General features: G+C 37.0%; 20 protein-coding genes, 1 tRNA gene and 1 riboswitch. Of the genes, 6 read left to right on the top strand and 15 right to left on the bottom strand.

Annotation, left to right across the window (positions count from 1 at the left end):
• Positions 1–11: 11 nt before the first annotated feature.
• From glmU to trpS, 11 genes are all read right to left on the bottom strand, one after another.
• The gene (gene glmU, locus AAA926_RS06535; protein ID WP_265893082.1) at positions 12–1,397 is read right to left on the bottom strand and encodes a bifunctional UDP-N-acetylglucosamine diphosphorylase/glucosamine-1-phosphate N-acetyltransferase GlmU; all 1,386 of its coding nucleotides are present in this window, start codon (positions 1,395–1,397) and stop codon (positions 12–14) included.
• A gap of 60 nt (positions 1,398–1,457) precedes the next feature.
• On the bottom strand, positions 1,458–2,288 hold the full coding sequence (purR, locus tag AAA926_RS06530) for a pur operon repressor (RefSeq protein ID WP_198179926.1): 831 nt from the start codon (positions 2,286–2,288) through the stop codon (positions 1,458–1,460).
• A gap of 123 nt (positions 2,289–2,411) precedes the next feature.
• Positions 2,412–2,657: a Veg family protein gene (locus tag AAA926_RS06525; RefSeq protein WP_046332563.1), complete on the bottom strand. Its 246-nt coding sequence runs from the start codon at positions 2,655–2,657 to the stop codon at positions 2,412–2,414.
• A gap of 84 nt (positions 2,658–2,741) precedes the next feature.
• Positions 2,742–3,635: a 16S rRNA (adenine(1518)-N(6)/adenine(1519)-N(6))-dimethyltransferase RsmA gene (gene rsmA / locus AAA926_RS06520; RefSeq protein ID WP_265893081.1), complete on the bottom strand. Its 894-nt coding sequence runs from the start codon at positions 3,633–3,635 to the stop codon at positions 2,742–2,744.
• Positions 3,625–4,191, bottom strand: coding sequence for a ribonuclease M5 (gene rnmV / locus AAA926_RS06515; protein ID WP_265893080.1), 567 nt, complete (start codon positions 4,189–4,191; stop codon positions 3,625–3,627). The genes rsmA and rnmV overlap by 11 nt, the downstream gene beginning before the upstream one ends.
• A complete protein-coding gene (locus AAA926_RS06510; protein ID WP_265893079.1) occupies positions 4,178–4,945 on the bottom strand; it encodes a TatD family hydrolase in 768 nt (255 codons plus the stop codon). Before AAA926_RS06510 ends, rnmV begins: the two co-directional genes overlap by 14 nt.
• Positions 4,945–6,921 carry a methionine--tRNA ligase gene (metG, locus tag AAA926_RS06505; protein WP_265893078.1) on the bottom strand — a complete coding sequence of 659 codons (1,977 nt, stop codon included), beginning with the start codon at positions 6,919–6,921 and terminating at the stop codon, positions 4,945–4,947. Before metG ends, AAA926_RS06510 begins: the two co-directional genes overlap by 1 nt.
• Positions 6,922–7,032: 111 nt before the next feature.
• Positions 7,033–9,723, bottom strand: coding sequence for a magnesium-translocating P-type ATPase (gene mgtA, locus AAA926_RS06500; RefSeq protein ID WP_338212166.1), 2,691 nt, complete (start codon positions 9,721–9,723; stop codon positions 7,033–7,035).
• Positions 9,724–9,810: 87 nt separating this feature from the next.
• Positions 9,811–9,976, bottom strand: a riboswitch (M-box (ykoK) riboswitch).
• Between the two features lie 68 nt (positions 9,977–10,044).
• Positions 10,045–10,680 carry a TPM domain-containing protein gene (locus AAA926_RS06495; protein ID WP_370466820.1) on the bottom strand — a complete coding sequence of 212 codons (636 nt, stop codon included), beginning with the start codon at positions 10,678–10,680 and terminating at the stop codon, positions 10,045–10,047.
• Entirely contained in the window at positions 10,637–11,116 is a 480-nt protein-coding gene (locus tag AAA926_RS06490; RefSeq protein ID WP_045928576.1) for a deoxycytidylate deaminase, read from the bottom strand. Before AAA926_RS06490 ends, AAA926_RS06495 begins: the two co-directional genes overlap by 44 nt.
• Positions 11,117–11,120: 4 nt before the next feature.
• On the bottom strand, positions 11,121–12,140 hold the full coding sequence (gene trpS / locus AAA926_RS06485; RefSeq protein ID WP_198180080.1) for a tryptophan--tRNA ligase: 1,020 nt from the start codon (positions 12,138–12,140) through the stop codon (positions 11,121–11,123).
• Positions 12,141–12,236: 96 nt separating this feature from the next.
• Here trpS and AAA926_RS06480 point away from each other — a divergent pair, with 96 nt between their 5' ends.
• The 3 genes from AAA926_RS06480 (at position 12,237) to AAA926_RS06470 (ending at position 15,239) form a co-directional block, all read left to right on the top strand.
• Positions 12,237–12,842, top strand: a complete 606-nt coding sequence (locus tag AAA926_RS06480) for an SOS response-associated peptidase family protein (RefSeq protein ID WP_338212165.1) — start codon at positions 12,237–12,239, stop codon at positions 12,840–12,842.
• Positions 12,843–13,028: 186 nt separating this feature from the next.
• Positions 13,029–13,099: transfer RNA gene (locus AAA926_RS06475), tRNA-Gly, on the top strand.
• Positions 13,100–13,331: 232 nt separating this feature from the next.
• Positions 13,332–15,239, top strand: coding sequence for a BspA family leucine-rich repeat surface protein (locus AAA926_RS06470; RefSeq protein ID WP_338212164.1), 1,908 nt, complete (start codon positions 13,332–13,334; stop codon positions 15,237–15,239).
• Between the two features lie 67 nt (positions 15,240–15,306).
• Here the strand turns inward: AAA926_RS06470 and AAA926_RS06465 are convergent, their stop codons facing one another.
• From AAA926_RS06465 to greA, 4 genes are all read right to left on the bottom strand, one after another.
• Positions 15,307–15,969: a CPBP family intramembrane glutamic endopeptidase gene (locus AAA926_RS06465; RefSeq protein ID WP_338212163.1), complete on the bottom strand. Its 663-nt coding sequence runs from the start codon at positions 15,967–15,969 to the stop codon at positions 15,307–15,309.
• Positions 15,970–16,057: 88 nt separating this feature from the next.
• Positions 16,058–16,429, bottom strand: a complete 372-nt coding sequence (locus AAA926_RS06460) for a hypothetical protein (protein WP_338212162.1) — start codon at positions 16,427–16,429, stop codon at positions 16,058–16,060.
• Positions 16,407–17,720: a Y-family DNA polymerase gene (locus tag AAA926_RS06455; RefSeq protein ID WP_198179908.1), complete on the bottom strand. Its 1,314-nt coding sequence runs from the start codon at positions 17,718–17,720 to the stop codon at positions 16,407–16,409. Before AAA926_RS06455 ends, AAA926_RS06460 begins: the two co-directional genes overlap by 23 nt.
• A 78-nt stretch (positions 17,721–17,798) precedes the next feature.
• Complete coding sequence (greA, locus tag AAA926_RS06450; protein WP_338212161.1) at positions 17,799–18,260, bottom strand: transcription elongation factor GreA; 462 nt, start codon at positions 18,258–18,260, stop codon at positions 17,799–17,801.
• A 208-nt stretch (positions 18,261–18,468) separates the two neighbouring features.
• Here greA and AAA926_RS06445 point away from each other — a divergent pair, with 208 nt between their 5' ends.
• From AAA926_RS06445 to AAA926_RS06440, 3 genes are all read left to right on the top strand, one after another.
• Positions 18,469–18,891, top strand: a complete 423-nt coding sequence (locus AAA926_RS06445; protein WP_034978036.1) for an Hsp20/alpha crystallin family protein — start codon at positions 18,469–18,471, stop codon at positions 18,889–18,891.
• 553 nt (positions 18,892–19,444) lie between these two features.
• Positions 19,445–19,495 (top strand): hypothetical protein, encoded by a 51-nt coding sequence (locus AAA926_RS09875; RefSeq protein ID WP_419144892.1) that lies wholly within the window; start codon positions 19,445–19,447, stop codon positions 19,493–19,495.
• Between the two features lie 92 nt (positions 19,496–19,587).
• Positions 19,588–20,904 carry a C1 family peptidase gene (locus AAA926_RS06440; RefSeq protein ID WP_338212160.1) on the top strand — a complete coding sequence of 439 codons (1,317 nt, stop codon included), beginning with the start codon at positions 19,588–19,590 and terminating at the stop codon, positions 20,902–20,904.
• The last annotated feature ends 37 nt before the right edge of the window (positions 20,905–20,941 follow it).

Below are 20,941 nucleotides of genomic sequence, written 5' to 3'. Positions count from 1 at the left end.
TTATTTTAATCTTATTTCCAGTTCGGATCATCAGACAGAGGCAATTTATGCCAATAATCGGGCTTATTTACCTGACGACCACGAGCAATCGCCATTTCATATTTGGCCACATCTTTGGTAATTGTTGAATCTGCTGCCACAAAGGCATGATCAGCAATATTAACGGGTGCAACTAAAGTAGCACCGGAGCCAATAAAAGCACGATCACCTACATTGCTATGATCTTTTTTGACACCATCATAATTAGCAAAAATAGTACCGCAACCAACATTGACATCTTTACCCAAAGTAGCATCCCCAACGTAAGTCAAATGACCTACTTTAGAATTCTCGCCAATTTCAGCATTTTTAATTTCTACAAAGTTACCAATATGGGCGCCTTTTCTAATGATTGCTTTTGGACGTAAATGGGAATTAGGACCAACGTCTGAAAAATCATCCATCTCAGCTTGTTCAACTGTTGAAGAAGTTACAGTAACATTGTTACCAACTTGGGAATCAATAATCCTGGAGCCAGAAGTTATTACACAGTCGCTCCCAATTTCAGTATTGCCTTTAATCACGACATTGCCTTCAATCAGGGTATCACAGCCAATTTTAACATCCGCATCAACATAAGCTGTATCGGGATCAATGAAAGTTACACCATTTGCCATATGCTTTTTATTGATCCTTTTTTGCATAATTTTGGTGGCCTGAGCCAAAGCAGAGCGGTCGTTAACCCCCAAGCTTTCGCTGAAGTCCGGCATTTTATATGCACCAATTCTTTGCCCTTCGTTACGCAAAATTTCCAGAACGTCAGTTAAATAATATTCTCCTTGCGCATTGTGATTATCGACCTTTTTTAAGGCACTAAATAACAATTGATTGTCAAAACAAAAAACGCCAGTATTGATTTCGTTGATTTTTAATTCACCTGCTGTAGCGTCTTTTTGTTCAACAATTCTTAAGACATTATCTTGGTCATCCCGGATAATGCGACCATAGCCATAAGGATTTGGAGCTTGAGCTGTCAAAACAGTAGCCGCATTACCTTTACTTTGATGGTAATCAAATAATTTGTGAAAAGTTTGACTTGTAAATAGTGGTGTATCACCTGTAATTACTAAAGTAGCGCCCTTTTCTGCTGCTAACTCATCTGAGGCAGTTAAAACGGCATCACCTGTACCAAGTTGCTTTTTTTGTAAAACAAACTCAGACTTATCGGCGAGAACTTTTTTAACTTCTTCTGCACCATTACCCACAATTGTAACTATTTTGTCTGGCTTTATTGCTTGCGCTGCCTCAACAACGTATTCAACCATTGACTTGCCACATACTTGATGTAAGACCTTGTACAATTTTGATTTCATACGGGTCCCCTTGCCCGCTGCCAGAACAATTACAAACTTTTTCATTAATTTTAGCCTCTTTTATTTTCCTAAATTATTATTATATTTAGTATATCATCTTATAAACTAAAAGCGGTCAAAATCTGTGTGCGCAATTAACGAACCTGGCTCTGCCACAATGACTTTCTTTTTGTCGTCAATTCTTTTAATTTTTACTAAAGAAAGATGACCTTCAATTAATTTAACATCATCAAAATCTGCTTCACATAAAACGCAAACACCAGCAATGTTACCATTAAATTCTCTAACTAATTGCTGCATTCCTGTTAAAGTTCCGCCTGCCATCATATAGTCATCTATCAGCAAAACATTAGAATTTTCTTTTAACACTCTAGTTGGCAATTCCATTTTAGAAACACGATCAAGTGAAGAAGAAATATAGTTTACTGAAACTGTCGCACCTTCTGTGACTTTTGAACGCTTACGTGCAATGATAAAAGGCACATTTAAATAGCGGGCAACTGCCTGTGCTAAAGCAATCCCCTTAGTTTCAATAGTCATTACAACATTAATGTCAGAATATGCATACCTGGTAGCAATTAACTTGCCAATCTTATCCAAGTCTTGTGGATTGCCAATGATATCGGACAGATAAACAAATCCTCCCGCTAAAATACGGTCAGGATCCTCAATGCGATTTGCCAATTCATTTAAATATTTCTGAGCATGCTTTTTACCCCAAAAAGGAATATAGCGCACTCCTCCAGCTGCGCCAGCGACAGTTTCTAAGATACCATCTTGATTATTTGCTAAAGTATGTTTCAAAATCGCAAGATCTTCCGAGATCGAAGACTTTGCTGCACCATATCTTTTTGCAAAAAATGGCAGCGGAATTAAGTCATGTGGTCGTTCCATCAAATATTTAGTCATGTCAACTAATCTCTCTGAACGTTTCATAGAATTACCCTCCTATTGTTTGTCTTTTGCCAGTTACTACTATACACTCAACCATAAAAAAAGGCACTAACATTTTACCAAATGTTAATGCCAAAAAGTAATTTCTAGATAATCGCTTTAGTCTTACTGCACAGCGTCATCAAATTTTAATGTGATATTTTTGGTTAACAAATCCGTATAACTATAAGAAACATGTTCAAAATTATTTGAATCTTGATCCAAATCAACTACAAAAACTGCGGGAAAAGTATTCTTTAAAATTCCACGTCTTTTTGTAACTTTCTTACGTCCGGCTCTTGCAACTACAGTCAACGAATCACCCAAATGTGAATCCAGCTTACTCTTAATGGTCATAATAGATGTTGGCAATGAAAACAACTCCTTTGGGTTGAATTATACCACTTTATTATTATTTTTTCAATTCTTTTTAAAAAGTACCACAGAATATTTTCGTCAATTTTTAACTGGCACACTTGCAGCAATTTGGACAAATTGCTTAAGAGTTAGCTGTTCTGGGCGAATTTGAGAATCGACTCCTAATGACTTAATTAAATGTGTTCGATCATCATTGTTTGGTATGAGTGCTTTCAAATTGTTATTTAATGTTTTCCGCCTTTGTGCAAAGCACATCTTAACTACCCAATTAAAGTGCTGAGGATCAGCTATATCAATTTTATTTTCCGCAGGTAAAGGCTTTAAAACCACGACACTGGAGTCAACTTTTGGTCTGGGAATAAAAGAAGAACTCTTTACGGTCATAAATGATTGAACAGACATTTCTGCTTGAACGGCGATCGTTAAGGGGCCATATTCTTTTGTCCCTGAATGAGCACTTAAACGGTCTGCCACTTCTTTTTGCATCATCAGCGTCAAGCTGGCAAATTTTAATTCAGAATTATTAAGGAAGAAAATTATCGGAGTGGTAATGTAATAAGGAAGGTTAGCCACAACTTTGATTGGCTTGCTTAGATCAAAGAAATCACCCAAATCCTGCTTAAAATCAGCTTTTAAGATGTCTTTCATTTTAAGCTTAAACCGGACACTCAGTGGTGCTCCAGCAATTTTTGCCGGTAGTTCGTTATGCAATATTTCAGGAAGTTTTTCATCTATCTCATAAGCAAAAACCTTCGCTCCTGCCTTCAGCAATTGTTCGGTTAAAGACCCAATTCCAGGGCCAATTTCGATTACCTGGTCATCTTTTTTAATGTCAGCCGCTTGCACAATACCTTGAAGAGCATCCAAGTCTACTAAAAAATTCTGACCCAAGCTTTTTTTAGCTCTCATAAAATAGCGATTAATAATTGCCTGAGTTCTAACAGGAGAACCAATAGGAATCTCAGTGTTCATCTTGAACCTCCTCAACAGCTTGCTTAAGTTCAGCAAGTGAAATACCAAAAGTTTGTAAACGATGATAAAACTGCTTGCCATTGCCATAGCCAATACGGAGTTTATTGCCAACTAATTCACGCAATTTACGAGAATTAGGGCCACTTGCTAGGCCTAGTTTTTGATATTTTGCTTTCGTAAGATCACTTACCGGCTGTTTTTTTTCATGTAAATCACTCAAGGCTTTTGTTAAAGCCTCTTTTGATGCATGTTCAACGCCAAGGGAGCCTTTTTTATGCGGCTCGCCTTCTTTACGAGTGATAAATGCTTGTTTAGCTGTCGGTACTGCCTTAGTCACTATGCGCCTTATCCGTTCACCATTTAAGTCAGGATCAGTCAAGACGATAATATCTCTTTTGTGAGCTAATTTCTGCAACTGTATCAGCACTGTTTCAGGCACATCGGAGCCGTTAGTTTCAATTGTTTCAATACCCGGAAAAAATTGCTTAAGCCGAATAGTATCGTCTTTTCCCTCAACAACTACAACAGCATTAAAATGTTTTTTAATTAAGTCCATAGACCCTCATCGTATTTGCATATGTTGCCTGAGCAACTTCTTCTAGCGGAAGACCTTTTAATTCAGCAATTGCCCGGGCCACATAATAAACATTTGCAGGTTCATTTTGCTTGCCTCGATACGGCTTAGGAGTGAGATAAGGTGCATCGGTTTCAACCAACAACCGTTCTAAAGGAGTTTTTTGAGCTGCTTCATGTACCTCCACGGCTTTAGTAAAGGAAACAACCCCAGAATAAGAAAAATATACATTCAAATCTAAGAATTTGGTCAGCCATGAAATGTCACCGTTAAAACTATGCAAAATTGCACCATATTCCAAATTGCTGTTTTTTAGTATTTCGTAGCAATCGCTAAAAGCATCCCTAGTGTGAATATCAACAGGCTTTTTTAATTCATGTGCTAGTTCAACCTGTCTTGCAAAAACTTCCCGTTGCTTTGCTCTTGGAGATTCATCCCAATAATAATCAAGGCCTACTTCACCTAAGGCAACCACACCAGGCAGTTGTAACTGCTCGATCAATAAATCTTCTGCTTTTTGGTCATAATCTTTAGCAACATCAGGGCAATAGCCAACCATCGCATAAACTTGAGTAAAACGCTGACTTAAATCAATCGCGCGCTTGTTAAAATCAGGATCCTGCCCTGCACAAATTATTTTGGTCACACCCAGTTTTTGTGCCCGGTCAAGATAAAACTCTTCTTTACCGCGAAAGGGCTCATCTTGTAAATGGGTATGGTTATCAATTAACTCCATTAACTTAGTTCTGCCCCGATTTCGTGCTCGTCACCAACCAAGGCTAATTTGACTGCACCATTTTTCTCACTGGACAAAAGCATACCTTGACTCAAATGACCCAGCATCTTACGTGGCTTAAGATTAGTTACGGCCAAAACTTTTCTGCCAAGTAATTCACTGGCATTAGGATAATATTGCCGAATACCACTTAAAATCTGTCTTTCATCACCATTGCCAAAGTCCATTTGGAACTGCAGCAATTTCTTAGACCCTTGAACAGGCTCAACAGATAAAATTTTGCCAACTTGAATTTTAACCTTAGCGAAATCGTCAATTGAAATTTCTTTATCCTGACCTTGTTCGCTACGGCTTTCCTTCTTAGGTTTAGCTTTTGCCATCTCATCTTTAATGTATTTAATTTCTTCTTCAGGCTTAACTCTTGGGAAAATTGGTTTTGGATCAGAGATGACTTGAGTTTTCCAAGAACAGGCACCAAACTCTAATTTCTTTTGTTCATCATTGTTCCAGTCTAGACCTAATTGTCTGAACATTTCAACTGGGGTTCTGGTCATAATTGGTGCAATTAATAAGGCAATAATTCGCAGGCTCTCTGCCAAGTTTGACATTACACGAGCTAGAGCAGCAGATTTTCCTTCCTTGTTTAAGTTCCAAGGCATAGTTTCATCAATATACTTATTAGCACGATTAATAAACTTCCAAATATCCTCGATTGCCTGAGTAAAGTGCAAAGTATCCATTTCTTTTTTGTAGCTGGCAATAACTTCTGCTGCTGTTTGGGCCAAATCCTTACCTAAGTCATCCTGCTCTTGCGCAACAGGTTCAACTTTTCCATTTTGATACTGATTGATCATTGAAACAGTTCTGTTAAGCAAATTACCTAAGTCGTTTGCTAAGTCATAGTTAACACGCTCAACAAAGTCCTCGGGGGTAAAGACACCGTCAGAGCCAAACGGCAAAGCACGCATCAAGTAGTAGCGCAAAGCATCTACACCGTAGCGATTAATAATAGATTCAGGATAAACCGCGTTACCCTTTGACTTGGACATCTTGCCGTCTTTCATTAATACCCAGCCGTGACCAATGACGTGCTTAGGTAACGGTAATCCCAAAGCCATCAACATGATTGGCCAGTAAATAGTATGGAAGCGCACAATTTCTTTACCTACAAGATGAATGTCTGCAGGCCAATATTTCTTAAATAATGAATCATCATCTGAACCGTACCCCAATGCAGTAATATAGTTAGATAAGGCATCAATCCAAACATAAACAACATGTTTAGGATCACTTGGTACTGGAATACCCCAAGAAACAGTAGTTCTAGTAACTGAGAGGTCTTCAAGACCCGGTTTTAAGAAATTGTTGACCATTTCCTTTTCGCGAGAATGAGGCAGGATAAAATCAGGATGATCTTGGTAGTATTGGTAAAGCCTATCAGCATATTTACTCATCTTGAAAAAGTATGAAGGTTCCTTAACAAGCTGCACTTCGTGACCTGATGGGGCCTTACCACCAATCACATTACCATCATCGTCTTTATAAACTTCAGCCAATTGTGATTCTGTGAAGTACTCTTCGTCTTCTACTGAATACCAGCCAGTATATTCATCAAGGTAAATATCACCCTGTTTTAACAGTTGTTCAAAAATCTTCTGGACACCTTTTACGTGCTCTTTATCAGTTGTCCGGATAAATTTGTCGTAAGAAATATCAAGGCTTTTCCACAACTTTTTATAAATAACAACCATTTTATCCACAAATTCTTGCGGTTTAACCCCTTGCTTTTCAGCTTTCTGTTCAATTTTTAATCCATGTTCATCAGTACCGGTTAAAAAGAAGGTGTCGTAACCCTGACTACGTTTGTAGCGTGCCATCACATCTGCTGCGATAGTAGTATACGCATTACCAATAGTCAATCGACCAGACGGATAGTAAATTGGTGTTGTAATATAGAAAGTTTTTTTATCAGCCATTTTCATTTTCTCCTTAATTTTTGTTTAATTATATTATACTACACCAACAAAAAAGCGAATTCCTTACGGAGTTCTCTTTTTTAGTAGATATTTAGCATTTTGTGCTTATTTTTAGATTAAAAACTTTTCACCTTTTAAATAAAAATGCTTGATAACTGTAGTCAGTAAAATATATAGAACAAGTATAGCAAATACTACCCACATGAATTCAATTGGCATCTTGCCAAAACCCAGCTTTGTTGCTAGGAATGAAAATGGAATTAAAGTTCCAATTACTCCTGCACCAAATGTAGCCAATGTAACTGCTGGTGCTGCGTGCTGTTTAATAAACGGCAAACGCGGATCACGCAGTGCGTGAATAACCATTTCTTGAGTCCAAAGTGATTCAATAAACCAACCAGTGTGGAAAAGAGCCACAAATGCTACTTTTTGTGTTGCTCCTAGTGCGCTATAATTGCCACCGACTAATTGGGGGCAAATTACAAAGAATAATAGGGCAAATGTCAAAATGTCAAAAACAGATGAAGTTGGACCGAAATAAAACATAAATTTAGGTAGCTTCTTAGTTGACCATGTTCGTGGTTCCTTTAAAAACTTATCAGACATATCATCAAATGGCAGTGCTAGACAACTAGTTCCATAAAGTAAATCGAGAACTAACAGTTGCAATGGCAGCATTGGCAGGAAAGGCAAGAATGAAGAAGCCACCATAATTGACAAGATATTCCCAAAATTGGAAGAAAGAGTAATCTTAATATACTTCATAGTATTGCCAAATACTTTGCGCCCAATTCTTACGCCTTCTTCTAGTACATTCAAATCCTTATGCAGCAAAATAATATCAGCTGATTCCTTGGCGATATCGACAGCTGTATCAACTGAAATTGAAACATCGGCTGCTTTCATCGCTGGCGCGTCATTGATGCCATCACCCATGTAGCCTACTGTATGACCGTTTTTCTTTAGCAGGTTAATGATTTTGGTTTTATCTTCTGGTGATAATTTGACAAAAATGTTGCACTCTTCCACCATTTTAGCTAATTCTTCTGGTTTCTTACCCTCTAAATCTGCACCTGAATAAACTGTATCAACATTTAAACCCACCTGCAGACCCACAGTTCTGGTAACTGCCTCATTGTCACCTGTTAAAATTTTAACGTTGATACCATCATATCTTAGACGTGCCAAAGCATCTTTAGCACTTTCTTTAGGCGGATCAAGAAAGGCCAGATAGCCACATAAAATAAGGTCATTTTCATCTTTAACCGAAAATTCCCCAACAGGAGCAGGATTACGCTTGTATCCCAGCATGATCACGCGCAAGCCGTCATCATTCATGTCATTTACTTTAGCCATTACCTTTTGCTTACGTTCAGGGGTTAAAGGCAGAATCTGACCGTCAACTTCAAGCTTGGTAGCAACAGCCATCATTTCTTCTGAAGCACCCTTTGTTACTAACAGGTGCTCACCATGTTGCTCATCAGAGTTTTCCACAACAACACTCATGCGCCTTCTGGAAAAATCAAAGGGGATTTCATCGATTTTATTGTAATCACGCTGAATTTCACTGATGTCCAGTTCATCGCCGGCAGCTTCAATAATTGCTTTATCAATCAGATTTTTCATCCCTGTTTGGTAGTTAGAATTGAGGTAGCCTAACTCCAAAATACGCGGATTTTCTCTTAAGTTGAGATCATAATGGCGTTCCAAAACTACTTTATCCTGCGTTAATGTTCCCGTCTTATCCGTACACAAGATATCAGCAGAGCCGAAGTTCTGTATTGAATTCATCTTTTTAACAATGGTGCCCTTTTTTGACATCTCAATTGACCCCTTGACCAGATTGGTGGTCACAATGACTGGCAGCATCTCAGGGGTTAAGCCAACAGCTGTAGCAATTGAGAAAATCAAAGCATTGACCCAGTCACCTTTGGTAATGCCATTAATGATGAAGACCAAAGGAGCAATGATGGCAGTCATGATAATCAATAATTTAGAAACATTTTTGATACCAATGTCAAAGGTAGTATTCTTAACATCATTATGTGAAATATCATGAGCCAGTTTGCCGAACATGGTTCTTTCACCAGTAGCAAAGACAATGCCCAACCCCGAACCGGATACGATTGTTGTGCCCTCGTAGAGAATGTTGGGGTAATCAAGATAGTCGCGATCAGCACCAATTTTCGGCTTTGAAGTTGCAATCTTTTCTACCGGATTTGATTCACCATTTAATGAACTGGATGAACAAAAGAGGTCCTTACTAGTCAAAAGACGCATGTCTGCCGGTACCATGTCACCAGCAGCCAGGCGAATTACATCACCAACAACTACTTCACTAGTATCAATTTCCTGGTCTTTGCCATCACGAATAATATCTGTTGTGACAGAAACCATTTTCAATAGTGAATCTACCGCATTTGAAGACCTAACGTTTTGGACAAAACTGGTAATACCAGAAATTAAAACCATTGTTAGCATAATTGCAACGGTTGTCAGATCTTTTTCACCTGCTGGCACAAAAATATAATCAGTAAACAAAGACAAAGTTGCTAGAACTAGCAATACTAATGTAAAAGGAGTAATAAAAGCTTCAGCTAAAAAACGCAACTTAGAATTATGTTTATTTGAAGCAATAGTATTAGAACCGTATTCCTCCCTATTTTCTTCGGCTTGCTTGCTGGTTAACCCGTTACTGCTCGCATGTAGCCTCGCCAAAGTTTCTGATCTGCTTTCCTTGGCAATTGCCTTTACCAAAGCCAAATCCTTGTTGCTAGTTGTGCCATTTGGTTTTTTCAGCATTATCCCCACTCCTCATCACAGAATTATTCAAACAAACTAAAAAAGGGCCGCCTTTGCTAACCGCTTGGCGTCCCTTTTCAACAGGTATTATTATACTCATCGTTCAGTTTTAACACTACGTGACGTAAGTCTTACAGCTAGCTATCTGGTTTTCGCCTTATATCGACGAAAACTATTTGACCCGTTGGCATCTCTGGATGTTTCCGGGCGATAGCATTTGTTCACGTAGGAGTCTCACCTAACAGTTTATTTGTTGTTTATTTAATTTGCATTGTGAGTGTAATACATAACACATGATAAAGTCAACATTTTTATCTTTTTTTATTTATCTTTTTTTAGGTTCAAATTGTTTTTGAAGAAATAAATCAAACCGCCAATTAATAAAGCAAGCGCCAAGGCTATAGGCAGGGCCAACCTGTGAGGGTGAGAAAGCTGTGCCCGCTCATCACTGGACAAATCATACTTATCCAGTGAATATTGGTAACGTTGATCAATAGTAGTGGCACATGCTCTAAATACAAAACGCAATCCTTCATTAAATTTCTTTTTATTAGTGCTACGCAATTTATCGGATTGTGAACGAATGATATTGCCGCGCACATCGGCTGAAAATGCGCTGTGCAGGTCTTTACTGGAGTAAATTTGCACATTGCGCTTTTTATTTTTAGTGCCAACAACAATAAAAACCGTCCGCTTATACTTATTTAACTTTGCCGGTGTTAAGTGATCAATCCGATTCACCGTTTTAACAATAATTTGTGGCTGCTCACTAGTCTGAAAATAACGATCATTTTTCGCCAAAATTAATTTACTGGTTTCCCGCTCAAGCAGATTGCTGTTATCTTTAATATTAGGACTTGCAAAACCGGTCATTGTTAGAAAAATACCAATTAAAGCAGTAAATAATGCTAGTTTAGTTTTCAGCGTCTTCCAGTTTATGGGCCAATTGCTCCACATATTGCCGATCGATCTTAATTTGTTCATAAGGAACCCCGCAATCTTTAAAAAGTTTAATCGCAAGTGGGCTGTCATTATAATCGAAGTAGTAATTAATTTTTTTAACTCCAGCCTGCACTAACGCCTTAGCACAATTATAACAGGGAAAGTGTGTAACATAAATTTCTGTGTCATCAGTTGAAACGCCGTTACGTGCACATTGGATCAGTGAATTCATTTCAGAATGAATGGTGCGCACACAGTGCCCGTCAACCAGTTGGTGACCAACATCATCGCAATGAGGCTGTCCCGTAACAGAACCGTTATAGCCTGTGCCAATGATCCGATTCTTTTTCACTAAAACACTACCCACTAATGCCCGATCACATGTCGAGCGCTGAGCAATTACTAGGGCCTGCATCATAAAGTACTGCTTCCAGGGAATTCGCTTACGCATTTTTTTACCTCTTAAAATAATTCAAACCGATTGCATCCCTTACCTCCTGTAAGGTCTGATTTGCGACTTCGTTTGCTTTTTTAGAGCCCTCAATTAACATATCATAGACAGCAGATGTATTCTGTTCGTACTTAGCGCGCCGTTCACGTATTGGAGTCAGTTCTTTTTCCAATACTGTATTTAAATAACGCTTAATTTTGACATCACCCAAGCCGCCTTTTTGGTAATCTTCTTTTAATTGCGCTACCTTATCCTTGTCAGGATCAAAAATATCAAGGTAGGTAAAGACAGTGTTACCCTCAACTTTGCCTGGATCTTCAACATGAATGTGCTGGGGATCAGTATACATTGACATTACCTTTTGTTCAACGGTCTTGGCATCGTCAGAAAGATAAATAGCATTATTTAAGGATTTAGACATTTTGGCATTACCATCTAATCCGGGTAAGCGCCCTTCGCCCTTTTCTGGAAAGTAACCTTTTGGTTCTACTAATACATTGCAGTTATAAACGCGGTTAAAAGTACGCACTATTTCACGCGCCTGCTCTAGCATTGGCTCCTGATCATCACCAACCGGCACCAAAGTTGCTTTAAAGGCTGTGATATCTGCTGCTTGTGACACTGGATAATTTAAAAAGCCAACGGGAATGGAATCATTAAAACCCTTTTGCTTGATTTCAGCTTTAACAGTCGGATTACGTTCCAAACGGCTAACTGTAACTAAATCCATATAATAGGCCGTTAATTCAAACAAGGCAGGTATTTGTGATTGAATAAAAACTGTAGAAATTTCAGGATCGATGCCAACTGCTAAATAGTCCAGCGCTACTTGAATTAAACTTTTTTGGATTTTTTCAGGATTACGCGCATTATCAGTTAATGCTTGTGTATCAGCTATCATGATAAATGGGTGATATTCACCTGAGTTCTGCAATTTAACCCTGTTTTTTAACGAGCCAATATAGTGTCCCACATGCAATTTCCCTGTTGGGCGGTCACCTGTAAGGATAACTTTCTTTTTCATCATACTTTACCTTCCTTAAATAATTAAAATCTTTTTAATGTAATAATTATATTAATTCTACCAAAAATCATGCAATGATTAAATACGGAGGAAAAAATGTGCAATCAATTTCAGCTGCCAAGTTTAGCAGAAATTAAAAAATACTTAGTAAATGACTTAAATTTGCCTTTAGTAGAACCGGCAAGCAATTTGCCTCAAAACCAGAACATTTTTCCTAAAGGTCTTGCTCCCGTTTTGGTTTATGCTGATAACCAGTTGCAGCTACTGCCCAAATCATGGGGTTATCCTAGTCCGTATGATCAAAACAAAGTCATATTTAATGCGCGAATTGAACGCTTTTTTGAAGAAAAACGGTCAATGTGGGATTCTTCTTTTGCCAAATCTCGTTGCATTATTATTGCCAGCCATTTTTTTGAATCAGGGCATAATACTTATTCCGCCGAAAATGGTCATACTTACCATGAACGCTTTAGTTTCAAGAATGCAAACGGTGCATTAACACTAATTGCCGGAATTTATCAAAAGGATCATTTTTCAATGGTTACTACTCAACCAAACAGAACTTACGCTGAAATTCATAACAGAATGCCTTTAGTTATCCAGGCTGCTGAATTGCGCCAGTGGCTATTTCAGAATTTTTCATCTTTAGTCGACCGTAGTCAGTTGCAACTCGATTCTGTTAAGCTACCACCTAAAAAGTAACAATAATATCTCCAATTTAATTCAAATAGCTTTTCACTCCTACTTATTATTACGCAAATTCAGACTGAAACTCTTAAAAAATGACGCTACTTTAAGAAATTTTTCCTTCTCCTAGCAGCTACTTGTAAAATTTTAAAAAACAAAACTTGGTTTCGAAAACGAAACATGGTAAACTGTTTGAGTAATGCGGGTATAGTTTAATGGTAAAATGTTAGCTTCCCAAGCTGAAGATGCGGGTTCGATTCACGCTATCCGCTTAAATAAAAAGCAATGGCTTTACTAGCTATTGCTTTTTTGTTTATCAAATTATTAATGTAAGGCTATTATATCTATTTTATTCATATAATATTTAAATATACTATAAACATATATTAATTTATTTTTATATAATTATAAATAATTTAGTGTTAATATAAATTTAGGTATTATTTTTAAAATTAATGTCAGTTTGGTTCTGGTTTTAATTTTGTAAGGTCAAAAGGTATAATAATGAATTCAAAATTTAATTTACACGGCAAAGAAAAAATAATATTAACTAGTGTCGCTACAGCAGCTCTAGGTTTAATTGCTATGAATCCTGCTGTCATTAAAGCTGATACTGCAGTAGCTAAACCCTTGACTACAAAAAGAAAAATAATTAATAAGCATAAAAGTAAGCACAAAGAGTTTTATCAAAATACTAACAGCTTAAAAAACAAGAATACAGGAACTATGTTAGCTAAGGAAGAGGATCCTGAATCAGTAATGACTGGTGAGTGGGACGGATTAAAAGTAACACTTGATGTTGATGCACGTGTATGCACTATTTCAGGAGGGACTATTACTGATCCTGATCAACTTATTCCCTATATTCCCAATACATTCGGACTCGCTGAAACATTAAAGTTTGATGGTCCGTTGAAAATTATTGGTAAAGCAAACGGGATATTTTCTGACCTTGCTTACACTACTAAAATTGAAGGTTTAGAAAATATTGATACATCTCAAGTTACCAGTATGAGTCAAATGTTTAGTGGATGTGAGAAGTTAAAACAACTTGATTTAAGCAGTTTTGACACCAGAAACGTTAGGAATATGTATGCAATGTTTCAAAATTGTAAAAGTCTTACCAGCTTATCCCTTAAAAATTTTGATACGACCAAAGTTAATGAAATGACTAACATGTTTAATAATTGCACCAATCTATCCAGTTTAGATCTTAGCAGCTTTAATACTTCTCAAGTTAACAGTATGTTTAACATGTTTGGCTATTGTACTAGTCTTTCCAGCCTAGATCTTAAGAATTTTGATACTGCTAAAGTGCTTGAAATGTCAGCTATGTTTAGCAATTGTATTAACTTAAAAACTTTGGATATCAGTAATTTCAATACGCTTTCTGCAAAGAAAAGTTACATGCTAGCCGGAGCTTCTAATTTGAATACTTTAATTTTAGGGCCAAATTGTTCTCTTAAAAATACTGCACTAGATAGACCTGGCTTTTGGCTAAATGTTGGCAGCGGCACTATGGAGCATCCTGAAGGCAGCAAACATTGGACATCCAAGGAATTAATGTCCAAATATACGGGTGAACAAGATCATGATACTTATGTTAGAACAAATTCTGCAGTTATAGAGCACTTTCTGGATGAATCAGGAAAAAGCATAGCTCCGGATAATGCTTTAACTGGAAACAGTGGTGATCCATATTCCAGTAGTGCCAAAGACATTAATGGCTATATTTTAAAAACTAGTCCGGCAAACACCAAAGGAACTTTTTCTGACCAAATTCAAGAGGTTACTTATATTTATGCTAAGAAACCGAAACAAACCGGCTCCCACTATATTGGAGAAGGAGTCGTTACAGTTCATTACCAAGATGAAAATGGCCAGCAGCTTGCTCCTGATCGGGTTCTAACCGGTAACGTCGGAGATGGTTATCTTACGCAAGAAGTAAAATTGACTGGCTATAATTTGACTCAAAGACCAAATAATGCCACTGGTTTCTATACTGATAGACCACAGAGTGTTACCTATATTTACTCGCAAAACGTCACAAACCGGACTGCAGTGAAGAGAACAGTTTTTCATAATTCCTACCTGTACGACCAAAATGGTAGCCGTAAAACTGGCGAATACTTTACGGGCAAGACTATTTGGACTTATGGTACTAAAGTTATTCAGGGCAAGAAGTATTACGAATTAGGTCAAAATAACTATATTAAGGCTACTAACGTCTCGGGTGTTAAGCGCAAGCTCAGGCGCAACAGCTACGTTTACAGTAAAGCAGCTAAAAAGTTGCAGCGTAAAGCCTTAAAGAAAGGGCAAAAAGTTAGAACTTATGGCGCAGCCGTTAAGATCCAGCAGAAGTTATATTATATCGTAGGAAAAAACCAATACGTCAAAATGAGTAACTTTTAATAAATATTACAAGTAAAAAAATAAGAGTCAGGAAATTTTTTCTGACTCTTATTTTAATTTCAATACTTTACGTCATAATCATTAGGAGGACCCCATTTAAAATTGCTAAATAAATCGGCATCCATAAGGTTTGCGTATAAAGGTATGACCAGGCAAAAAGGGCTCCAAAAATTATATTAATTAGTAATAATGGCAGTGAGCTTTGCCAATTAAGTAAACTAAACAGAAGCCCTGAAGTTAGTATTCCTAGAATTGCAGCTGAAACAGTATTGCTCCTAAAAGCATAATTGAATAAAAAGCCGGTAATTAAAAATTCTTGCAGTATTGGTAAAACGATGCCAATTGCAACTACTAAAAACCAGTAGGTCACTACTCCTTCATGATGCAAATATGCAATTTGAAAATTATATAATTTAAGTCTGCCATAGGATTGCAACCAGGAAACACTGATACGCAATGCTGTTACCACAGCAGTCAAACCAACGATTAAGCCAAAGTTGCTAAGCCAGGATCCCGCAAAACTACGGTCAAAAAAGCGTTGTTCCCTATTAAAACGATAAATAAAAAACAGTGAGACCATTAACGAGATAGTTGCAAATAAAATTAGATCCCAAATATGAATTGGTGAATTAGCAGTAACTAACTTAATCACCCCGGCAACCATCAAATAGCTAATAAAATAAATAAGATAGCGTATTATGTTGCCTTGCCTTGATGCTGGTGTATTCACAAAAATTACCTCTATACTATTATGTACCTTACAAGTTCCATATTATAGCAAAAAAAGATATCTATATAAAATATCAAGGTAATTTTTCTTAATCTACACTGATATTATTTATATCTTCTAAAGCAATTTTTTGACCGTCAACAATAATGTCGTCTTCACTGTAACCATTGACAAAGCCGCAGATATCAGCTGGTAATTGATTATCACTGTTCATAACTTTAACCTGCAGATGTACCATGCGGTGATTGCCATATGCTTTAAGCAGCTGCAAGCTTATTTCTTCTATACTCATAGTATCTTTAGCAGGGTGCTTTACGCTGCGCTTTTGCTTATCTTTATTAATTGCCATAGTATGATCGCTCAAAAAGAAACCCTGCCACTTTTTCATTTTGCGATCTTGGTAGTTTTTAAAAAAATCTTGAACTACTTTATCAAAATCATTCATATGCATTTCCGCCATTGTGTCCACCAACTAGGCTGCTACGCCTTATCGCCGTTGCACCCTTAGACAGACTTGAGGCTTTTACTAAACTGGTAAAACCATATTTTTTCCTAATTTTGTCAACAGTTATATTTATTGTGTGCTTTTTAATTTGCTGCGTCGCGGGAACAAAAAAGGTTAGTTGCTGACAATTATCTGGTGTCAAGCGGCTACAATTAACTCCTAAGGCTCGGACCGTTTCTCCACGCCAGTTTTTACGAAAAAGTGCCAGTATTTCTTCAACCAACAAATCATTATCGTTAGTGGGACAAATTTTTTGCTGCACGTTAAAGCCTTTGCGACTGCCATCTTGTTCATACTTAGAAAAGCCAACAAACAAGCTAATACAGCCTGCTTGCAATCTATGTGCCCTTATTCTGGCACCTACCTGCTCGCCAATTTCACGTAAAACTATTTCAATTTCTCGCTGATTTGTATAATCACGGTTTAAGATCTGAGAATTACCGTAATTTTTCATTATGGGAAAATATTCTTCACTGATAATGCTGCGATCAACTCCCCAGCTAATCGCAAATAACTGTTCGCCAATCACGCCAAACTCATTTTTTAAAATTGCTGGATCGGTGTGTGCCAGTTCATACATATTATTAATATGCAAACGGCGCAAACGGGCAGCTATTCTTTTGCCAATTCCCCAAACTTCTTCCATATCTTTAATTTGCCAAATAGTATCCGGTACATCGATATAATGCCAGTAATCAATCATTGAGCGGCGGTGCTTGGCCGATATGTCCATTGCCAGTTTTGCCAGCAAGGGATTCTCTCCAATCCCGCAAGTAGTATAAAGACCAATCTTATTTTTAATTTCAACTTGTATTTTGCGTGCAACCAGATAAGGATCATCCCCAAACAAACGCCATGATTTAGTCATATCAATCATGCTCTCATCAATTGAATAAACATGGATATCTTCATCGGCTGCATACTTCTGAAAAATCTCCAGTACCTGCATACTACGTTTGATATATAAATTCATATGTGGTTCTGCCAAAATGAGATCCGGTGCATCTTTTTTTGCAGGTAAATCGCGCACCCGCATGACATTGGTTAAGCCATATTTTTTCTTCGCTAAAGGTGAAGCCGCCATAATTAGCCCCGAGCCGTAATTTGTATGTGGCTGATGCGAAACAACCGCTAATACAGCTTTCATCGGGTTTAGTCCTAATTGCAATGCCTCACAACTAGCAAAGAATGATTTGTTATCAATCATAAAAATTAAACGATGAGGTTCATAACGATAATCATACATTGCTCTCACTTCCTATTGCAAACTTATGTTCGCTAAAATAAATTATACAAACACAAGTTCGAATAATCAAGCAAAAAATTATTTAATCGCTTTAATCGTTACCCGATACTCTCCAGCTGGTGCCACTACTTTCACGGTTTCACCAACTTCTTTTTTCATAATTGCCTGCCCTAACGGTGAATCAAAAGCAATTTTACCAGCAGCTATATCAGCTTCCATACGACCAACAACTTGATAGGTTTCAGTTTCTGGATCATCAGCAAATTTTAAAGTAACAGTTTTACCCAAATCTACTTTGCCATCAGCTTTTTTTTCAATAATTTCTGCATATTTCAACTGTTTTTCTAAGTAGCGCAAACGACTCTGCAGGTGACCTAGATCACGTTTTGCCTCTGTATATTCGGTATTTTCAGACAAATCACCCAAAGAGCGTGCCTCCTGCAGAATTTTAATTCTTCGAGGTCGGTCCTTTTTCAAATCAGCAATTTCATCTTTAATTTTTTGGTAACCCTGCGGTGTCATTTTTTGATAATAAACCAAAATATTCTCTCCTATTTTTTTGTTTTCAATATTATCCACAAGCTATAATTACTGTTATATAGGCTTTAGTTTTTATAAATTAGCACTCTAAAAATAATAGTGCTAATTATTTCCCTTTTATGAATCTGCATACTATAATAATAATTGCAAGGAAGAAATGGAAGTCTTCTGATACAAATATATAAATTTCGAAAGGAAGTTTTTTACTATGGCAAATGATATGATGAATCGGCACAATGATTTATTCGATGCGATGAACGATTGGTTTGATCTTCCAAGAAAATTTTTCGATGATAACGAAGTAGCAAAATTAATGCAATCAGATGTTGTTGAAAACGACAAAGAATATGTAATCAAAGTTGATATGCCCGGAATGGATAAGGATAAAATACACCTAAATTACAATAATGGTATTTTGAGCGTATCCGGTTCAAGAAAGTCATTTAAGGATATGTCTAAGGACAACAGCATTATTCACCGTGAAAGAAGTGAAGGCCACATTTCACGCAGCTTCAGATTACCAAACGTAGTTGCAAGTGACATTCATGCCAAATACGATAACGGTGTATTGACAATTACCCTGCCAAAGCAACAAGCTGGCGCAAGCGATAACTCAATCCAAATTGACTAATTGTCTTCAAATTATCAAAGTATATTAACTCACTGAAATAATAGAAAGTCTATTTAAATTTGTCTGAACTGTTTTTAAAATAAAACTTTTCAGAAACAATAAAATAAGCCAACCAGATCACAGTCTGATTGGCTTATTTTGTTTCTAACTTGTTTAAGGGTTTTTGATCACGCAAAAATAGTATTAAAGTTCTCAGAGACAATTGATCTCTTTTTTAAATAGTTTTAGTCTAATAATAATTTTAATATAGCTGTTCTTGCTGCTTGGTCATTACTAAATACCTAGTCTGCTAGAGCAGAGGTTTACTTCATCTTTTAATCTTTTTTATCCTCAAGATTATTAACTGCTAAATTCAAATAACCAATGGCGCAACAAATATTTTTCTTAACGATTTAGATAAAACCGCGGCACCAATTTTAGCAGATGCTATTAAAAGCATGTCGCAGAATTATCAACAAAGTGTTCAAAATATTCCAGCATAAAATACAACAGAAAATACTCAAGATATGATTGTAGAATTAAAACAATTAAAGAGTTAGTTGATGAGGGAATAATGACTGAAGAAGAATTTTCGGCTAAGAAGAAACAAGTTTTAGGATTATAAAGCTAAAGCGTGGTCAGCTATTGAACTCGTTTTTCTTTTAGATTAAAATATAAGGTAATTTAAAAATAGATTAAAAAAGGAGAATATATATTATGGCTCACAAACTAACTGTTCAAGAACTAGAAGAGTTTGCGAAAAACTTTAATGAAAAACCGCAAAATCAAGTTGTGGCACGGGCTGCTCAAAAAAGCGGTGTTTTAACAGCATCTTACAATGAACGTGTTCAAGGCGAATTGACCCGCGTATTTTCAACAGAGCTGGATACTGAAAATGTTACTAACCAGCGCCAATCAGGTCGTTGCTGGGAATTTGCTACCTTAAATATTTTACGGCATTATTTTGGCAAAAAATATCACTGCAAGAATTTTACTTTCTCACAAAGTTACAACTTTTTCTGGGATAAAATTGAACGGGCAAATATTTTTTATGACAATATTTTAGCTACTGCTGATGAACCGCTTGACTCCCGTACCGTAAAAGCATATTTAGACAGTGCCGGCGGAGACGGGGGTCAATTCCACATGGGTGCTGCTTTAATTGAAAAATACGGTGTTGTGCCTTCCTATGCAATGCCTGAAAGTTTTAATACCAATAACACTGCCGGTTTAGGTAAAGCTTTGGGCGATAAACTGAAAAAAGACGCTCTGGTTTTACGCAAATTAAAGCAAGACGGTAAAGATGATGAAATAGAAAAAGCCCGTAAGAAGTTCTTAAGTGAAATTTACCAAATAACAGCAATTGCAGTTGGAGAACCACCTAAGAAATTTGACTTGGAATACCGTGATGATGACAAGAAATATCATTTGGACAAAGATTTAACTCCACTAGAATTTTTGCATAAATACATGGGCGATGTTGACTTCAATGATTACGTTGTATTGTCTAATGCACCAGATCATGAATATGATAAGCTATATGGTCTGCCATTTGAGGATAACGTTGAAGGATCATACCGCATCAAATTCTTGAATGTCCCAATGGAATACTTGGAAACTGCAGCTGTTAACCAATTAAAAGATGGTGAAGCTGTTTGGTTTGGTAATGATGTTGGTGAACAAAGCGATCGTAAAAAGGGATATCTTGACAGCGACTTATATAAACTAAGTGATCTCTTCGGTGTTGACCTCAAGATGTCCAAAGCTGACCGCTTACGTACCGGTGCCGGCGCTTCAACTCACGCTATGGCTTTTGTTGGTGTTGATGAAGATGGTGGCCATGTGCGTCAATGGAAAGTTGAAAATTCCTGGGGCGAAAAGAACGGTGACAAAGGTTTCTTTGTTATGAATAATGACTGGTTCAATGACTATGTTTATGAAGTTGTTGTCCACAAAAAGTACTTGACACCAGAACAAGTAGCTATTGCTGAGGGTCCAATTACAGACTTACCAGCTTGGGATTCACTAGCTTAAGCGAATTTATAACTAATAGAAAAAGACGAAGTTCAAA

The organism is Lactobacillus juensis (genome assembly GCF_036246285.1).
GTDB classification, from domain to species: Bacteria; Bacillota; Bacilli; order Lactobacillales; family Lactobacillaceae; genus Lactobacillus; species Lactobacillus juensis.
Note: the sequence above shows the minus strand (reverse complement) of the source record. Positions and strands in the feature narration are given on the sequence as shown.